Annotated in this window: 29 protein-coding genes; all 29 read right to left on the reverse strand. The window is 45.8% G+C overall.

The window, feature by feature from the left end; genetic code table 11:
• Window positions 1–54: 54 nt before the first annotated feature.
• Window positions 55–444, reverse strand: coding sequence for a 50S ribosomal protein L17 (gene rplQ / locus ABD744_RS09675; RefSeq protein WP_344797946.1), 390 nt, complete (start codon window positions 442–444; stop codon window positions 55–57).
• A 40-nt stretch (window positions 445–484) separates the two neighbouring features.
• On the reverse strand, window positions 485–1,486 hold the full coding sequence (locus ABD744_RS09680; protein WP_344797948.1) for a DNA-directed RNA polymerase subunit alpha: 1,002 nt from the start codon (window positions 1,484–1,486) through the stop codon (window positions 485–487).
• A gap of 27 nt (window positions 1,487–1,513) precedes the next feature.
• Window positions 1,514–2,134, reverse strand: a complete 621-nt coding sequence (rpsD, locus tag ABD744_RS09685; protein WP_344797950.1) for a 30S ribosomal protein S4 — start codon at window positions 2,132–2,134, stop codon at window positions 1,514–1,516.
• Between the two features lie 12 nt (window positions 2,135–2,146).
• Window positions 2,147–2,539 carry a 30S ribosomal protein S11 gene (gene rpsK / locus ABD744_RS09690; protein WP_344797952.1) on the reverse strand — a complete coding sequence of 131 codons (393 nt, stop codon included), beginning with the start codon at window positions 2,537–2,539 and terminating at the stop codon, window positions 2,147–2,149.
• A gap of 24 nt (window positions 2,540–2,563) precedes the next feature.
• On the reverse strand, window positions 2,564–2,920 hold the full coding sequence (gene rpsM / locus ABD744_RS09695; protein WP_344797954.1) for a 30S ribosomal protein S13: 357 nt from the start codon (window positions 2,918–2,920) through the stop codon (window positions 2,564–2,566).
• Window positions 2,921–3,032: 112 nt separating this feature from the next.
• Window positions 3,033–3,149, reverse strand: coding sequence for a 50S ribosomal protein L36 (rpmJ, locus tag ABD744_RS09700; RefSeq protein ID WP_284379448.1), 117 nt, complete (start codon window positions 3,147–3,149; stop codon window positions 3,033–3,035).
• 28 nt (window positions 3,150–3,177) lie between these two features.
• Window positions 3,178–4,497, reverse strand: coding sequence for a preprotein translocase subunit SecY (gene secY, locus ABD744_RS09705; RefSeq protein ID WP_344797959.1), 1,320 nt, complete (start codon window positions 4,495–4,497; stop codon window positions 3,178–3,180).
• On the reverse strand, window positions 4,497–4,931 hold the full coding sequence (rplO, locus tag ABD744_RS09710) for a 50S ribosomal protein L15 (RefSeq protein WP_344797961.1): 435 nt from the start codon (window positions 4,929–4,931) through the stop codon (window positions 4,497–4,499). Before rplO ends, secY begins: the two co-directional genes overlap by 1 nt.
• Before the next feature lie 3 nt (window positions 4,932–4,934).
• Window positions 4,935–5,120 carry a 50S ribosomal protein L30 gene (gene rpmD / locus ABD744_RS09715; protein WP_284379440.1) on the reverse strand — a complete coding sequence of 62 codons (186 nt, stop codon included), beginning with the start codon at window positions 5,118–5,120 and terminating at the stop codon, window positions 4,935–4,937.
• A gap of 4 nt (window positions 5,121–5,124) precedes the next feature.
• A complete protein-coding gene (gene rpsE / locus ABD744_RS09720; protein WP_344797966.1) occupies window positions 5,125–5,622 on the reverse strand; it encodes a 30S ribosomal protein S5 in 498 nt (165 codons plus the stop codon).
• Window positions 5,623–5,632: 10 nt separating this feature from the next.
• Window positions 5,633–5,983, reverse strand: coding sequence for a 50S ribosomal protein L18 (gene rplR, locus ABD744_RS09725; RefSeq protein WP_344797968.1), 351 nt, complete (start codon window positions 5,981–5,983; stop codon window positions 5,633–5,635).
• A 9-nt stretch (window positions 5,984–5,992) separates the two neighbouring features.
• Entirely contained in the window at window positions 5,993–6,526 is a 534-nt protein-coding gene (rplF, locus tag ABD744_RS09730) for a 50S ribosomal protein L6 (protein WP_344797970.1), read from the reverse strand.
• 10 nt (window positions 6,527–6,536) lie between these two features.
• On the reverse strand, window positions 6,537–6,929 hold the full coding sequence (gene rpsH / locus ABD744_RS09735; protein ID WP_344797972.1) for a 30S ribosomal protein S8: 393 nt from the start codon (window positions 6,927–6,929) through the stop codon (window positions 6,537–6,539).
• A gap of 47 nt (window positions 6,930–6,976) precedes the next feature.
• Window positions 6,977–7,282: a 30S ribosomal protein S14 gene (gene rpsN, locus ABD744_RS09740; protein WP_344797974.1), complete on the reverse strand. Its 306-nt coding sequence runs from the start codon at window positions 7,280–7,282 to the stop codon at window positions 6,977–6,979.
• Between the two features lie 9 nt (window positions 7,283–7,291).
• A complete protein-coding gene (gene rplE / locus ABD744_RS09745; protein WP_344797976.1) occupies window positions 7,292–7,831 on the reverse strand; it encodes a 50S ribosomal protein L5 in 540 nt (179 codons plus the stop codon).
• A gap of 17 nt (window positions 7,832–7,848) precedes the next feature.
• Window positions 7,849–8,166 carry a 50S ribosomal protein L24 gene (gene rplX, locus ABD744_RS09750; RefSeq protein WP_344797978.1) on the reverse strand — a complete coding sequence of 106 codons (318 nt, stop codon included), beginning with the start codon at window positions 8,164–8,166 and terminating at the stop codon, window positions 7,849–7,851.
• A gap of 15 nt (window positions 8,167–8,181) precedes the next feature.
• Window positions 8,182–8,550, reverse strand: coding sequence for a 50S ribosomal protein L14 (gene rplN, locus ABD744_RS09755; protein ID WP_344797981.1), 369 nt, complete (start codon window positions 8,548–8,550; stop codon window positions 8,182–8,184).
• A gap of 34 nt (window positions 8,551–8,584) precedes the next feature.
• Window positions 8,585–8,848 (reverse strand): 30S ribosomal protein S17, encoded by a 264-nt coding sequence (gene rpsQ, locus ABD744_RS09760; protein WP_344797983.1) that lies wholly within the window; start codon window positions 8,846–8,848, stop codon window positions 8,585–8,587.
• A gap of 2 nt (window positions 8,849–8,850) precedes the next feature.
• The gene (rpmC, locus tag ABD744_RS09765; protein WP_344797985.1) at window positions 8,851–9,042 is read right to left on the reverse strand and encodes a 50S ribosomal protein L29; all 192 of its coding nucleotides are present in this window, start codon (window positions 9,040–9,042) and stop codon (window positions 8,851–8,853) included.
• Window positions 9,042–9,455, reverse strand: a complete 414-nt coding sequence (gene rplP / locus ABD744_RS09770; protein WP_344797987.1) for a 50S ribosomal protein L16 — start codon at window positions 9,453–9,455, stop codon at window positions 9,042–9,044. The genes rpmC and rplP overlap by 1 nt, the downstream gene beginning before the upstream one ends.
• Window positions 9,456–9,469: 14 nt before the next feature.
• The gene (rpsC, locus tag ABD744_RS09775; RefSeq protein WP_344797989.1) at window positions 9,470–10,150 is read right to left on the reverse strand and encodes a 30S ribosomal protein S3; all 681 of its coding nucleotides are present in this window, start codon (window positions 10,148–10,150) and stop codon (window positions 9,470–9,472) included.
• An 11-nt stretch (window positions 10,151–10,161) separates the two neighbouring features.
• The gene (gene rplV, locus ABD744_RS09780; protein WP_344797991.1) at window positions 10,162–10,494 is read right to left on the reverse strand and encodes a 50S ribosomal protein L22; all 333 of its coding nucleotides are present in this window, start codon (window positions 10,492–10,494) and stop codon (window positions 10,162–10,164) included.
• Window positions 10,495–10,511: 17 nt separating this feature from the next.
• Window positions 10,512–10,787, reverse strand: a complete 276-nt coding sequence (rpsS, locus tag ABD744_RS09785) for a 30S ribosomal protein S19 (protein WP_344797993.1) — start codon at window positions 10,785–10,787, stop codon at window positions 10,512–10,514.
• 12 nt (window positions 10,788–10,799) lie between these two features.
• A complete protein-coding gene (rplB, locus tag ABD744_RS09790; RefSeq protein ID WP_344797995.1) occupies window positions 10,800–11,627 on the reverse strand; it encodes a 50S ribosomal protein L2 in 828 nt (275 codons plus the stop codon).
• 12 nt (window positions 11,628–11,639) lie between these two features.
• Window positions 11,640–11,936: a 50S ribosomal protein L23 gene (rplW, locus tag ABD744_RS09795; RefSeq protein WP_344797997.1), complete on the reverse strand. Its 297-nt coding sequence runs from the start codon at window positions 11,934–11,936 to the stop codon at window positions 11,640–11,642.
• Window positions 11,933–12,538: a 50S ribosomal protein L4 gene (gene rplD / locus ABD744_RS09800; RefSeq protein ID WP_344797999.1), complete on the reverse strand. Its 606-nt coding sequence runs from the start codon at window positions 12,536–12,538 to the stop codon at window positions 11,933–11,935. Before rplD ends, rplW begins: the two co-directional genes overlap by 4 nt.
• Before the next feature lie 8 nt (window positions 12,539–12,546).
• Entirely contained in the window at window positions 12,547–13,188 is a 642-nt protein-coding gene (gene rplC, locus ABD744_RS09805; RefSeq protein WP_344798001.1) for a 50S ribosomal protein L3, read from the reverse strand.
• 105 nt (window positions 13,189–13,293) lie between these two features.
• Window positions 13,294–13,605, reverse strand: coding sequence for a 30S ribosomal protein S10 (gene rpsJ / locus ABD744_RS09810; protein ID WP_344798003.1), 312 nt, complete (start codon window positions 13,603–13,605; stop codon window positions 13,294–13,296).
• Between the two features lie 192 nt (window positions 13,606–13,797).
• Window positions 13,798–14,812: elongation factor Tu (tuf, locus tag ABD744_RS09815; RefSeq protein WP_344798005.1), on the reverse strand; the 1,015-nt coding region annotated here is incomplete at its 5' end.

Consider the following 14,812-nt stretch of genomic DNA (forward strand, 5'->3'; position numbering starts at 1 on the left):
TCTGGATTTCTTAAAAAATAAACAATAAAAAGCCGGGCTAAGCCCGGCTTTTTATTAATCTTCTGCGCTTTCTTCGCCAGTTGGCAAAGGACGATCGACTAGCTCTACGATAGCCATCGGCGCATTATCACCTGCACGGAATCCACATTTTAGGATGCGGATATAACCACCAGGGCGGCTCTCATAACGAGGACCTAGTTCGTTGAACAGCTTACCTACCGCTGCATTGCTACGAGTACGAGCAAATGCTAAACGACGGTTGGCTACTGTATCTTCTTTAGCAAGAGTAATTAGAGGCTCTGCAAAGCGACGTAATTCCTTCGCTTTTGGCAGAGTTGTTTTAATTACTTCATGCTCAACCAAAGACACAGTCATGTTCTTGAACATCGCTTGGCGATGTGCACTTGTACGATTTAAGTGACGACCACTCTTACGATGACGCATGATTTAATTCCTTACCAAACACCAGAGTTGGATGCTCTGATTACGGGTTTACCCTGTCGTCGTTTCTCAGACTAGCTGGAGGCCAGTTCTCTAGACGCATTCCCAAAGACAGACCGCGTGACGCAAGTACATCTTTGATCTCAGTCAGAGACTTTTTACCTAAGTTTGGCGTCTTTAACAATTCAACTTCAGTACGTTGAATCAGATCACCAATATAGTAAATGTTTTCAGCCTTCAAACAGTTAGCAGAACGAACTGTAAGCTCAAGATCATCTACCGGGCGGAGAAGAATAGGATCAATCTGATCTTCCTCTTCTTTAACTTCCGGCTCAGCTTCGTTCTCAAGATCGACAAACACAGCTAATTGTTGCTGTAGGATAGTTGCAGCTCGGCGAATACACTCTTCAGGCTCGATGGTACCATCGGTCTCAAGATCAATTACCAGCTTATCCAGGTCAGTACGCTGTTCAACACGTGCGCTCTCTACACCATAAGCGACACGGCGAATAGGACTGTAGGTAGCATCCAACTGAAGTCGACCGATAGGACGTGTTTCATCCTCTTCCGTCTGACGTGTATCAGCTGGTTCATAGCCACGACCTGTTGCAACTTTAAGAGTCATTTTCAACTCTGCTGCTTCATTCAAGTTAGCAATCACATGCTCAGGATTAGCAATCTCAACCGTGTGATCTACTTGAATGTCTCCGGCCAATACAGGACCAGGACCAACCTTAGAAAGGCTAAGCGTAGCTGTGTCAGCTTCATTCATACGAACGGCTACGCCTTTAAGGTTCAACAGAATTTCAATTACGTCTTCTTGTACGCCTTCGATCGCACTGTATTCGTGCTGCACACCGTCGATTTCGACATCAACGATTGCCGCACCAGGCATAGAAGACAACAAGATCCTACGCAACGCACTACCCAGCGTGTGACCAAAACCACGCTCCAATGGCTCTAAAACCACTTTTGCGCGTGTGTTGTTATATTCAGTCACATCGATGTGACGTGGAACTAAAAAGTCGTTCACGGAACGCTGCATAGTTGCCTCTTTAATTAGCACTAGCTGTTACTTAGAGTAAAGCTCTACAATCAGGTTTTCGTTAATTTCTGCCGACAGATCAGAACGCTCAGGAAGAGATTTAAAAGTCCCTTCTAGCTTCTTATCATCAACTTCTATCCATTCAACCGGAGCACGGTTTTTGCTCAATTCAAGAGCACTTTGGATACGAAGCTGATTCTTAGCACCTTCACGGATTGAGACAATGTCTCCCGCAGTTACTTTATAAGAAGCAACGTTCACTGTACGACCGTTAACTTGAATCGCTTTATGGCTTACGATCTGGCGTGCTTCAGCACGAGTAGATCCGAAACCCATACGATAAACAACGTTATCTAGACGCTGCTCAAGAAGTTTCAATAGGTTTTCACCTGTTGCGCCCTTCTGACGAGCTGCATCTTTATAATAGTTGCGGAATTGCTTTTCTAGAACGCCATAAGTACGACGAACTTTTTGCTTTTCACGCAACTGTAGACCGTAGTCTGACAAACGTCCACGACGTTGGCCATGCTGACCCGGCACTGTCTCTGCCTTACACTTTGAATCAAGTGCACGAGCACCGCTCTTTAGAAAAAGATCAGTGCCTTCACGACGAGACAGTTTACATTTTGGTCCGATATAACGAGCCATTACTGCCCCCCTTTATACGCGGCGCTTCTTAGGTGGACGACACCCATTATGAGGAATCGGTGTTACGTCCGTAATGTTGTTGATCTTGTATCCGCAAGCGTTAAGTGCACGCACTGCTGATTCACGACCTGGGCCTGGGCCCTTAACTTCTACATCCAGGTTCTTTAAGCCGTAATCCTGTGCAGCGTTACCTGCACGTTCTGCAGCAACCTGAGCTGCAAAAGGAGTACTCTTACGAGAACCACGGAAACCAGAACCGCCTGCAGTTGCCCAGCTAAGAGCATTACCTTGACGGTCTGTGATAGTCACGATTGTATTGTTAAAAGAAGCGTGGATGTGCGCGATGCCATCAACAACTGTCTTTGTAACTTTTTTACGTGTCTTTGAACTGCTTGGCTTTGCCATGCTTCAGTTTCCTGCTATCAAAGATTATTTCTTAATAGGCTTACGAGGACCTTTACGAGTACGAGCATTCGTTTTAGAACGCTGTCCACGTAGAGGAAGGCTACGACGGTGGCGAAGACCACGGTAACAACCTAAATCCATAAGCCGCTTGATATTCATGTTCACTTCGCGTCGTAAGTCACCTTCTACGTTGAAGGTAGCAACTTCCGCACGAATTTTATCCAATACTTCTTCAGACAAATCTTTAATCTTTGTCGTAGGTTCTACACCAACAGTAGCAAGGATCTGCTGAGCTGATGGACGACCAACGCCGTAGATATAGGTGAGTGAAATCACCGCATGTTTATTGTCTGGAATATTGACGCCTGCTATACGGGCCATCTAAATTACTCCGTTAAACTTTCGTAACGAATCGTTCACGTCTATCGTGAAAGGCGCAACAGCATACAACTAGATCGAATAAAAATCAAGCACTGTTACGCCGATTCGGTGATTAACCTTGACGTTGCTTATGACGTGGTTCTGCATCACAGATAACACGAACCACACCGTTGCGACGGATAATCTTACAGTTACGACAAATTTTCTTTACTGATGCACGTACTTTCATGATCGCATCTCCAAGTTATTTGCTAAACCTAAGCGCGTGAGCCCTTAAGGTTAGCCTTTTTCATCAGAGAACCATACTGGCTAGACATCAAGTGCGATTGTACCTGCGCCATGAAGTCCATGATCACCACTACAACAATCAACAATGAAGTACCGCCAAAATAGAAGGGTACGTCAAAGAAGATTACTAACATCTGAGGCAGTAACGAAACTGCAGCGATGTAAGCGGCGCCGAACAACGTTAAACGCGAAAGCACATTATCAATGTAACGTGATGTCTGTTCACCAGGACGAATCCCCGGAACATATGCACCAGACCGTTTTAAGTTGTCTGATACATCTTTAGGATTAAACATAAGTGCAGTGTAGAAATAACAGAAAAACACTACGCTTAATGTAAACAAAATCAGGTAAAGTGGCTGACCTGGAGCGAGAGCCAATGCAATTTCTTGCAACCATTCCATACCTTCACTTTGGCCAAACCATTGGCCAAGCGACGCAGGGAATAGCAATATGCTGGATGCAAAAATCGGAGGAATCACGCCTGCCATGTTCACTTTTAAAGGCAAGTGGCTGCTTTGGGCTGCAAAAACTTTACGACCCTGCTGACGTTTCGCGTAATGAATGGTAATACGGCGCTGAGCGCGTTCCATCCAGACAACGAAAGCGATAGTTGCCACTGCCAAAAGTGAAATAACAATCAATCCAAGAAACGACATCCCATCTTGCTGACGAGCAGCTTCAAATGTTTGGCCGATTGCTGAAGGCAAGCCTGCAACAATACCCGCAAAAATTAAGATGGAAATACCATTACCAATGCCACGCTCTGTAACTTGCTCACCTAACCACATCAGGAACACCGCACCACAAACCAGTGTGGTGGTTGCTACGAAGAAGAAAGAGAAGCCCGTAGAGAATGAAATACCCTGACTGGCAAGTCCCATGGACATACCAAGCGCCTGTACGGATGCAAGAACAACCGTACCATAGCGAGTGTATTGACTGATTTTTCTGCGCCCTGCTTCACCTTCCTTCTTAAGCGCCTCAAGTTGAGGGCTTACAGCAGTCAGGAGCTGCATGATAATAGACGCAGAAATATAAGGCATAATTCCGAGCGCAAGAATACTCATGCGCTCCAGAGCCCCTCCGGAAAACATATTAAAGAGGCTCAGAATCGTTCCCTGATTTTGCTCAAACAAGGCTGCCAGACGATCCGGGTTTATACCGGGAACGGGAATATGTGCACCGATGCGATAAACAACGATAGCCATAAACACAAACAACAAGCGAGATTTTAACTCGCCTAGTCCACTTGATGCCCCTGCTGGCAATGCTCCTGCTTTAGCCATTATTCTTCAACCTTACCGCCTGCAGCTTCGATTGCAGCTTTAGCGCCTTTAGTAACGCGCAAACCTTTAATCGTAACTGCTTTATTGATTTCGCCAGATAGGATGATTTTCGCATGAAGGATGCTGCCTTTAATAACGTCAGCGTCTTTCAGTGCTTTCAAATCAACTACCTCACCCTCAACCTTAGCCAGCTCACTCAAACAAACCTCTGTAGTTACAAGAGATTTACGTGATGTGAAACCAAACTTCGGCAGACGGCGCTGCAATGGTTGCTGACCACCCTCAAAACCGGCAGGGACACTACCGCCAGAACGTGATTTAAGACCTTTATGGCCTCGACCACCAGTCTTACCTAGACCACTACCGATACCACGACCAACACGTTTCTTTGTTGGCTTAGAACCAGGAGCTGGACTTAGAGAATTAAGACGCATAGCTTACTCCCCAATAACTTCAACTAGGTAGTTTACCTTGTTGATCATGCCACGAACTGATGGCGTGTCTTCAAGTTCAACTACCTGACCAATCTTACGTAGACCTAGACCTTTCACGCAAAGCTTATGCTTTGGAAGAGTAGAAATTGGGCTACGAACTAGCTTAACTTGTACTTTTTTACCAGCCATTGTATTACCCCAGAATCTCTTCCACTGATAAGCCACGCTTAGCAGCTACTTCTTCAGGTGATTTCATCTGCTTCAAGCCATTAAACGTTGCACGAACAACGTTTACAGGGTTTGTAGAACCATAGCACTTAGCTAGTACGTTCTGGATACCTGCAAGCTCAAGAACAGAGCGCATTGCACCACCGGCGATAACACCAGTACCTTCTGATGCTGGCTGCATGTACACTTTAGATGCACCATGACGCGCAGTTACAGGATACTGAAGCGTTGAACCATCCAACTGCACAGTAATCATGTTACGACGAGCAGCTTCCATAGCTTTTTGAATCGCTACAGGTACTTCACGTGATTTACCACGGCCAAAACCAACTCGACCGTTACCATCACCAACTACAGTCAAAGCAGTGAAACCAAAGATACGACCACCTTTAACAGTTTTCGCAACACGGTTAACTTGAACTAGCTTTTCTTGAAGGTCAGTTGTTTGTTCTGTATTTGACATCATCAACCCCTTAGAACTGAAGGCCAGCTTCACGAGCAGCGTCAGCTAAAGCTTTTACGCGGCCATGAAACTTGAAACCAGAACGGTCGAAAGCAACCTTGCTAACACCAGCGTCTTTAGCACGGTTAGCGATCAACTCACCAACTTTAGCTGCAGCGTCTTTGTTACCAGTTGCACCTGAACGCAGTTCTTTGTCCAAAGTAGAAGCAGTTGCTAATACTTTGCCACCATCTTCTGAGATGATCTGCGCATAAATATGCTTGGATGTACGAGTAACGCACAAACGAGTCGCACCCAATTCACGCATATGTGAACGAGAACGGCGGGCACGACGCAAGCGGTTTTCTTTCTTACTAAGCATACCCTACCCTTATTTTTTCTTAGCTTCTTTAGTGCGAACCGTCTCGTCTGCATAGCGGACGCCTTTACCTTTATAAGGCTCAGGTGGACGGAAAGCTCGGATTTCTGCAGCCACTTGACCAACTTGTTGCTTGCTAACGCCTTTCACAACGAGTTCAGTCTGACTTGGTGCTTCTGCTGTAACGCCTTCTGGCAATTCATATTCGATTGGGTTCGAGAAACCCAACTGAAGATTCAGCTTCTTACCTTGTACTGCAGCACGATAACCAACACCTTTTAGCTCAAGTTTCTTTTCAAAACCTTGAGAAACACCTTGAACCATGTTGTTCAATAGTGCACGTGTAGTACCAGACATAGCGCGAGATTGCTTGCTGCCATCTTTTGCTACGAAAGTAAGCTGGTTATCTTCTTGTTTAATATCAACAGCACCAGTTAAAGCTAACTCAAGGCTGCCCTTAGCGCCTTTAACAGTTACCTTCTCGCTGTCGATTTTTACTTCAACGCCGCTCGGTATTGCGACAGGGCTTTTAGCTACTCGAGACATATGCCCTCCCTTAGAATACCGTGCAAAGAACTTCACCACCAACGTTCTCTTTACGAGCTTGGCGGTCAGTCATTACGCCTTTTGAAGTAGAAACGATGGCAATACCAAGGCCAGCTTCTACTTTAGGCAGTGCTTCTACACCACGATATTGACGTAGAGATGAACGTGATACACGTTCAATACGCTCAATAACTGGCTTACCTTCAAAATACTTAAGGTCAACAGACAGCTCTGGCTTAGCACCTTCGCTTACTGCAAAGCTAGCGATGTAACCTTCGTTCTTAAGAACGTTAGCCACTGCTACCTTAAGTTTAGAAGACGGCATAGTAACACTTTTGTGTTCTGCCATCTGTCCGTTACGAATACGAGTGATCATATCCGCCAACGTATCTTGCATACTCATTTAGGTCTACTCCTAGGTTGTGCAGCAGAGCCCCGAAGGGGACTCGCTTACCAACTTGCTTTTTTCAAGCCTGGTACATCACCGCGCATCGCTGCTTCACGAAGCATGATACGGCTAAGCTTGAACTTGCGATAAACTGCATGTGGACGACCAGTGATCTGACAGCGAGTTTGCTGACGAGATTTGCTCGAGTCACGAGGCAGCTTTTGCAGTTTTAACTGCGCTTCCCAAATTTCATCATCTGAAGACTCAGGGCTTAAGATGATGGCTTTCAGGGCTGCACGCTTTTCAGCGTACTTGGCTACAAGCTTTTCTCTCTTCAGCTCGCGCTGCTTCATTGATACCTTTGCCATGATTACCCCTTACTTACGGAATGGGAAGTTGAAGGCATCTAATAGAGCCTTACCTTCGTCATTAGTGTTCGCAGTTGTGCTGAATGTGATATCCATACCGCGAAGGCGATCGATCTTATCATAATCGATCTCAGGAAAGATAATCTGTTCCTTAATACCCATGCTGTAGTTACCACGACCATCAAATGATTTCGGGTTAACGCCACGGAAGTCACGTACACGAGGTAGCGCGATATTCATGAAGCGATCTAGGAATTCCCACATCCGCTCATTACGTAGAGTCACCTTACAACCAATTGGCCAGCCTTCACGAACCTTGAATCCAGCAACAGACTTACGTGCGTAAGTAATTACAGGCTTTTGACCTGCGATCTGTTCCATATCGTTCAAAGCGTTTTCAACTAGCTTACGATCACCAATCGCCTCACCAACACCCATGTTGAGGGTGATTTTAGTGATGCGTGGTACTTCCATTATACTATTGTACTCAAACTGCTCACGCAGCTTGGGTACAACTTGATCTTGATAAAATTGCTTTAATCTTGCCATTGTCGTACCCAATGCCTTTATGCATCAATAACTTCTTGATTAGACTTGAAGACACGAACCTTCTTGCCATCCTCAAGTACTTTGAAGCCTACGCGATCAGCTTTGCCTGTTGCTGCGTTAAAAATCGCAACGTTAGAAATCTGAATGCTTGCTTCTTGCTCAACGATCCCACCTGGTGTACCTAGGAAAGGATTTGGCTTTTGATGTTTCTTAACCATATTTACGCCAGAAACAATCAAGCGGGAATCACTTAAAACTCGTGATACTTTACCACGCTTGCCTTTGTCTTTACCGGCGATAACGATGATTTCGTCACCACTTCTGATCTTATTCATAATTCTCCTCCCCCCTTACAGCACTTCAGGCGCTAGGGAAATGATTTTCATGAACTTTTCAGAGCGTAGTTCACGAGTAACCGGGCCAAAGATACGGGTTCCGATCGGCGCATCTGATGCGTTCAACAATACTGCTGCGTTTCCATCAAAGCGGATAATAGAACCGTCTGGACGACGTACACCTTTACGAGTACGTACAACAACTGCAGACATTACTTGGCCTTTCTTCACTTTACCGCGAGGAATTGCTTCTTTAACAGTTACCTTGATGATGTCACCAATGCCCGCATAGCGACGGTGTGAACCGCCCAGGACCTTGATACACATCACTCGACGTGCACCGCTGTTGTCGGCGACGTCAAGCATTGTTTGAGTTTGAATCATAATTCACTCCAATACCTGTGTAATTAGTCGCCGACTAGTCGGCAGCTTTAGTAACTACTTCAACCAAAGTCCAAGACTTAGTCTTAGACAACGGACGACTTTCGCTGATAGTAACCACGTCACCTTCGCGGCACTGGTTGCTTTCGTCGTGCGCATGAACTTTAGTTGAACGCTTAACGTATTTCCCATAAAGAGGGTGCTTAACGCGACGCTCTACAAGTACAGTGATGGTTTTATCCATCTTGTCACTTACGACCTTACCTGAGACAGTGCGCGCATTTGTTTGCTGTTCTGTCATCTTTATTCACCTGCCTTCTGATTCAGCACAGTTTTAACGCGTGCAATGTCCTTACGAGCTTGCGTTAGCAAGTGCGTTTGGCTCAATTGACCGGTCGATTTTTGCATACGCAAGTTAAACTGATCGCGCAGCAAGTCGAGTAGTTGTTGCTGTAGCTCTTCAGAGCTTTTTTCTCTCAATTCACTGGCTTTCATTACATCACCGTCCGCGTTACAAAGGTTGTTGCCACAGGTAGTTTAGCTGCTGCAAGTGCGAAAGCTTCGCGTGCAAGCTCTTCGCTAACACCTTCCATTTCGTACAAAACCTTACCTGGCTGAATCTGAGCAACCCAATATTCCACTGAACCCTTACCTTTACCTTGACGTACTTCAAGAGGCTTTTGAGTAATTGGTTTATCAGGGAACACTCGGATCCAAATTTTACCGCCACGTTTAATGTGACGAGTCATAGTACGACGCGCTGCTTCGATTTGACGAGCAGTGATACGACCACGACCAGTAGCTTTAAGACCGAATTCGCCAAAGCTTACTTTACTTCCGCGAAGCGCAAGACCACGGTTACGGCCTTTTTGCATTTTACGGAATTTCATACGTTTAGGTTGTAACATGATTCATTACCCCCTTATTTTGATTTTTTCTTGGACGTTGTTTTACGAGCACGAACTTCTTCGATGCCACCCAAAACTTCGCCTTTGAAAATCCAAACTTTAACGCCAATAATGCCGTATGTAGTTTGTGCTTCATGCGTTGCATAATCAATGTCTGCACGAAGAGTATGTAGAGGTACACGACCTTCACGATACCACTCACTACGAGCAATCTCAGCACCACCTAGACGACCACCAACCTGGATCTTGATACCTTTAGCGCCTTGGCGCATTGCGTTCTGTACCGCACGCTTCATAGCACGACGGAACATAACACGGCGTTCAAGTTGGCCAGCTACGTTAGCAGCTACCAATTTTGCATCCATGTCTGGCTTGCGAATCTCTTCGATGTTGATGTGCACTGGCACACCCATCATCTTAGAAGCTTCTTGACGTAGTTTTTCTACATCTTCGCCTTTCTTACCAATCACGATACCCGGACGGGCAGTGTGGATAGTGATGCGAGCATTCTGTGCAGGACGCTCGATGATAATGTTACTAACAGATGCCTTAACAAGGCGCTTCTCAAGGAACTTACGTACTTTAAGATCTGTCAGTAGCTTTTCTGAATAGGCACTGCCATCAGCATACCAAATGGACGTATGATCCTTAGTGATGCCCAGGCGTATACCTGTTGGATTTACTTTCTGACCCATCTGGCCGTCTCCTAAATGTCTGCGACTTTAACAGTGATATGACAAGTTCTTTTAAGGATACGATCTGCACGACCTTTAGCACGCGGCTTAATGCGCTTCATCGTCATACCCTCGTCTACCATAATCGTACTAACGCGTAACTCGTCGATATCAGCACCTTCGTTGTGCTCTGCGTTAGCGATTGCAGACTCAAGAACCTTCTTAACTATCGCAGCGCCCTTTTTAGGACTGAAGGCCAAAATGTTCAGCGCTTCTGCTACTTCTTTACCGCGCACCTGATCAGCAACCAAGCGAGCCTTTTGAGCAGACAGTCGCGCACCTTTTAATACTGCGGATACTTCCATCTTTAATACCCCTAAGATTAGCGCTTGGCTTTCTTATCAGCTGCATGCCCACGGTATGTACGTGTAGCAGCGAATTCACCCAGCTTGTGACCAACCATGTCTTCGTTTACGAAAACAGGTACATGCTGGCGTCCGTTATGAACAGCAATTGTTAATCCCACAAACTCCGGAAAGATTGTAGAACGACGAGACCAAGTCTTAATTGGTTTCTTGTCGCCGGATTCCAATGCAGTTTCAACCTTTTTCATCAGATGATGGTCAACAAATGGACCTTTCTTTAATGAACGTGGCACAGTCTACTCCCCTTACTTGGCGTTACGACGACGTACAATAAACTTGTCCGTGCGCTTGTTCTTACGTGTCTTGTGTCCCTTAGTAGGAACACCCCAAGGTGTAACCGGATGGCGACCACCTGATGTACGACCCTCACCACCACCATGCGGGTGATCAACCGGGTTCATAACAACACCACGAACAGTAGGACGAACACCACGCCAGCGAGAAGCACCTGCTTTACCCAATTGACGCAAGCTATGCTCACTGTTACTTACTTCACCTAGAGTTGCACGGCAATCTGTTAGAACTTTACGCATTTCGCCAGAACGAAGACGTAGAGTACAGTATGCACCTTCACGAGCAACCAACTGAACTGCGGCACCAGCGGAACGTGCAACCTGTGCACCTTTACCAGGCTTAAGTTCAATACAGTGAATTGTGCTACCTAGAGGGATATTACGTAGAGGCAGAGTACTACCTACACGAATCGGAGCATCAGACCCAGAAATAATTGGATCACCTGCGCTCAAACCTTTAGGAGCAATGATGTAACGACGCTCACCATCAGCGTACTTAATCAATGCAATGTGTGCACTGCGGTTCGGATCATATTCCAAGCGTTCAACAACTGCTGGAATACCATCTTTATTACGACGAAAGTCAACTTTACGATAGTGTTGCTTATGACCACCACCGATGTGACGTGTTGTAATACGACCGTTATTGTTACGACCACCAGATTTCGTCTTTTTCTCAAGCAGTGGCGCATAAGGTTTACCCTTATGAAGCTCGCTGTTAACTACCTTGACAACGTGGCGACGACCCGGGGACGTAGGTTTACATTTTACAACTGCCATTACCTAGCCTCCTTATTCAGCGCCCAGAAAATCAATGTCACTGCCTTCAGCAAGACGAACGTAAGCTTTACGAATATCGCTACGCTTACCTAAACCACGCGCTGTACGCTTGGTTTTGCCTTTCTGGTTTAGAACCTGGACGGACTCAACTTTAACGTCAAACAACTGTTCAACTGCTTTCTTAATTTCAGGCTTAGTCGCATCTGGTGCAACTTTAAAAACAACTTGCTGGCTGTTTTCAGCAACAATGCTTGCTTTCTCTGAAACATGTGGACCTAACAATACTGTAAAGACGCGTTCTTGGTTCATGCTAACGTCTCCTCAATCTTTTTAAGAGCAGCAACTGTCACCAACACTTTATCGTGAGCAATCAAGCTAACAGGATCGATACCAGCAGCGTCAAGAACCTCAACACCTACCAAGTTACGAGATGCAAGATATAAGTTTTGCTCAACGTCATCAGAAACAATCAACACGTTATCAAGGTTAAGTTCGTTCAACTTACCCAATAACTCTTTGGTTTTTGGCTTTTCGCAAGCTACAGACTCAACAACAACAAGACGCTCCTGGCGAACTAACTCAGACACAATTGACTGAATCGCTGCACGATACATTTTCTTGTTAACTTTCTTTGAGTGATCTTGTGGGCGAGCTGCGAAAGTTACGCCACCACCAACCCAGATTGGGCTACGAATTGTACCAGCACGAGCGCGACCAGTACCTTTCTGACGCCATGGCTTCTTACCGCCACCGCTTACGTCAGAACGTGTTTTTTGAGCTCGAGTACCTTGACGTGCACCAGCCATGTAGCTTGTAACTACCTGGTGGATCAATGCTTCGTTGTATTCACGACCGAAAGCAACGTCAGATACCTGAACAGTGCCTTCAGCACCTGTAATATTCAGTTCCATATTGCCTCCTAGCCGAGTACTTTAACTGCAGGTTGAACAATAACGTCATTACCAGGAGCACCAGGAACAGCACCCTTGATTAACAACAACCCACGTTCAGCATCAACGCGAACTACTTCTAAAGTTTGAACTGTCACACGAGCGTTACCCATCTGACCGGCCATTTTCTTACCTTTCCAAACACGACCAGGTGTTTGACATTGACCGATTGAACCAGGAGCACGATGCGACAAAGAGTTACCGTGAGTTGCATCTTGCATCGAGAAATTATGACGCTTAACACCACCCTGGAAACCTTTACCTTTAGATGTACCAGCAACATCTACTTTTTGACCAGCTTCGAAACGCTCAACTGTAAGCTCTTGACCTACAGCGAATTCGCCGTCTTCTGATCCTAAACGGAATTCCCAAAGACCACGACCCGCTTCTACTTCAGCCTTCGCATAGTGACCTTGCTCAGACTTCGCCAAACGTGACGCTTTCTTTGTTCCAGTTGTTACCTGAATTGCAGTGTAGCCGTCAGTCTCAAGAGACTTAACCTGCGCAATGCGATTAGGTTCAACTTCAATAACAGTAACAGGTACGGATACACCGTCTTCGGTGAAAACGCGAGTCATCCCGCTTTTCCGCCCTACCAAACCGATAGTCATTACTATTTCCTCTATCTGTACGGGACTTTCACCCTCTATGGTCGCCCTTTCCAAGGCGTTCCAAACGTAAAACACACCGTTAAGGTGCCTCTGAAATACTCAGAATTAGCCTAGGCTAATTTGTACGTCAACACCCGCCGCCAAATCCAGCTTCATCAACGCATCTACTGTCTTTTCAGTAGGCTCAACAATGTCAAGCATGCGCTTATGAGTGCGAATCTCGTACTGATCACGAGCATCTTTGTTTACGTGCGGTGAAACCAACACGGTAAAACGCTCTTTACGAGTAGGCATAGGGATTGGTCCGCGTACCTGAGCACCAGTTCGTTTAGCAGTTTCAACAATCTCTTGAGTCGAAGCATCGATTAGACGATAGTCAAAAGCTTTTAAACGAATCCTGATTTTTTGGTTTTGCATTATCCAAACTCCACAAGATCATAAATATCGGCACGAATTATTCGAACCGACCCCATTCAAAAGGAGGCGCATTGTAAGCAACTGATCATTTTTTGTCAACTACCTACAATCACCAACAAAAAAGGGAGGCAAAAGCCTCCCTTTTCATTATCTGATTCTAATTAAAAATCAGACCACTAAAACAATCGAATCTTATTCGGTAATTTTAGCAACAACACCAGCGCCAACTGTACGGCCGCCTTCACGGATCGCAAAACGAAGACCTTCGTCCATCGCAATTGGAGCAATCAGTGTTACTGACAACTGAACGTTATCACCAGGCATTACCATTTCAACGCCTTCTGGCAATTCACAAGAACCAGTTACGTCAGTTGTACGGAAGTAGAACTGTGGACGGTAGCCTTTAAAGAATGGCGTATGACGACCACCTTCATCTTTACCCAACACATAGATTTCTGCTTCGAACTTAGTGTGTGGAGTAATTGCGCCTGGCTTAGTCAATACCTGACCACGCTCAACTTCATCACGCTTAGTACCACGCAACAAAATACCACAGTTCTCACCAGCACGACCTTCGTCTAGCAACTTGCGGAACATCTCAACACCAGTACAAGTCGTCTTAGTCGTTTCTTTAATACCAACGATTTCGATTTCTTCACCAACAGTGATGATACCGCTTTCGATACGACCAGTTACTACAGTACCACGACCCTGGATTGAGAAAACATCCTCAATCGGCATTAGGAATGGCTTGTCTGTATCACGCTCTGGCTCTGGGATGTAAGAATCAAGAGCTTCAACCAAGTTCTTAACAGCAGTTGTACCTAGCTCGTTATCATCTTCACCGTTCAATGCCATAAGAGCAGAACCAGCGATGATTGGAGTATCATCACCAGGAAATTCATATTCGCTCAATAGATCACGAAGTTCCATTTCCACCAACTCTAGCATCTCGTCGTACTCTTCAGTACCGTGACCGCCACAGTCTTCAGCAAGAAGATCAGCCTTGTTCAAGAATACTACGATGTACGGTACACCAACCTGACGAGAAAGAAGGATGTGCTCACGAGTCTGTGGCATAGGACCATCAGTCGCACCACACACCAGGATAGCGCCGTCCATCTGAGCAGCACCAGTGATCATGTTCTTAACGTAATCGGCGTGTCCTGGGCAATCTACGTGCGCATAGTGACGATCCGTTGAATCG

This window comes from Litoribacillus peritrichatus (genome assembly GCF_039537985.1).
Classification (GTDB): domain Bacteria; phylum Pseudomonadota; class Gammaproteobacteria; order Pseudomonadales; family Litoribrevibacteraceae; genus Litoribacillus; species Litoribacillus peritrichatus.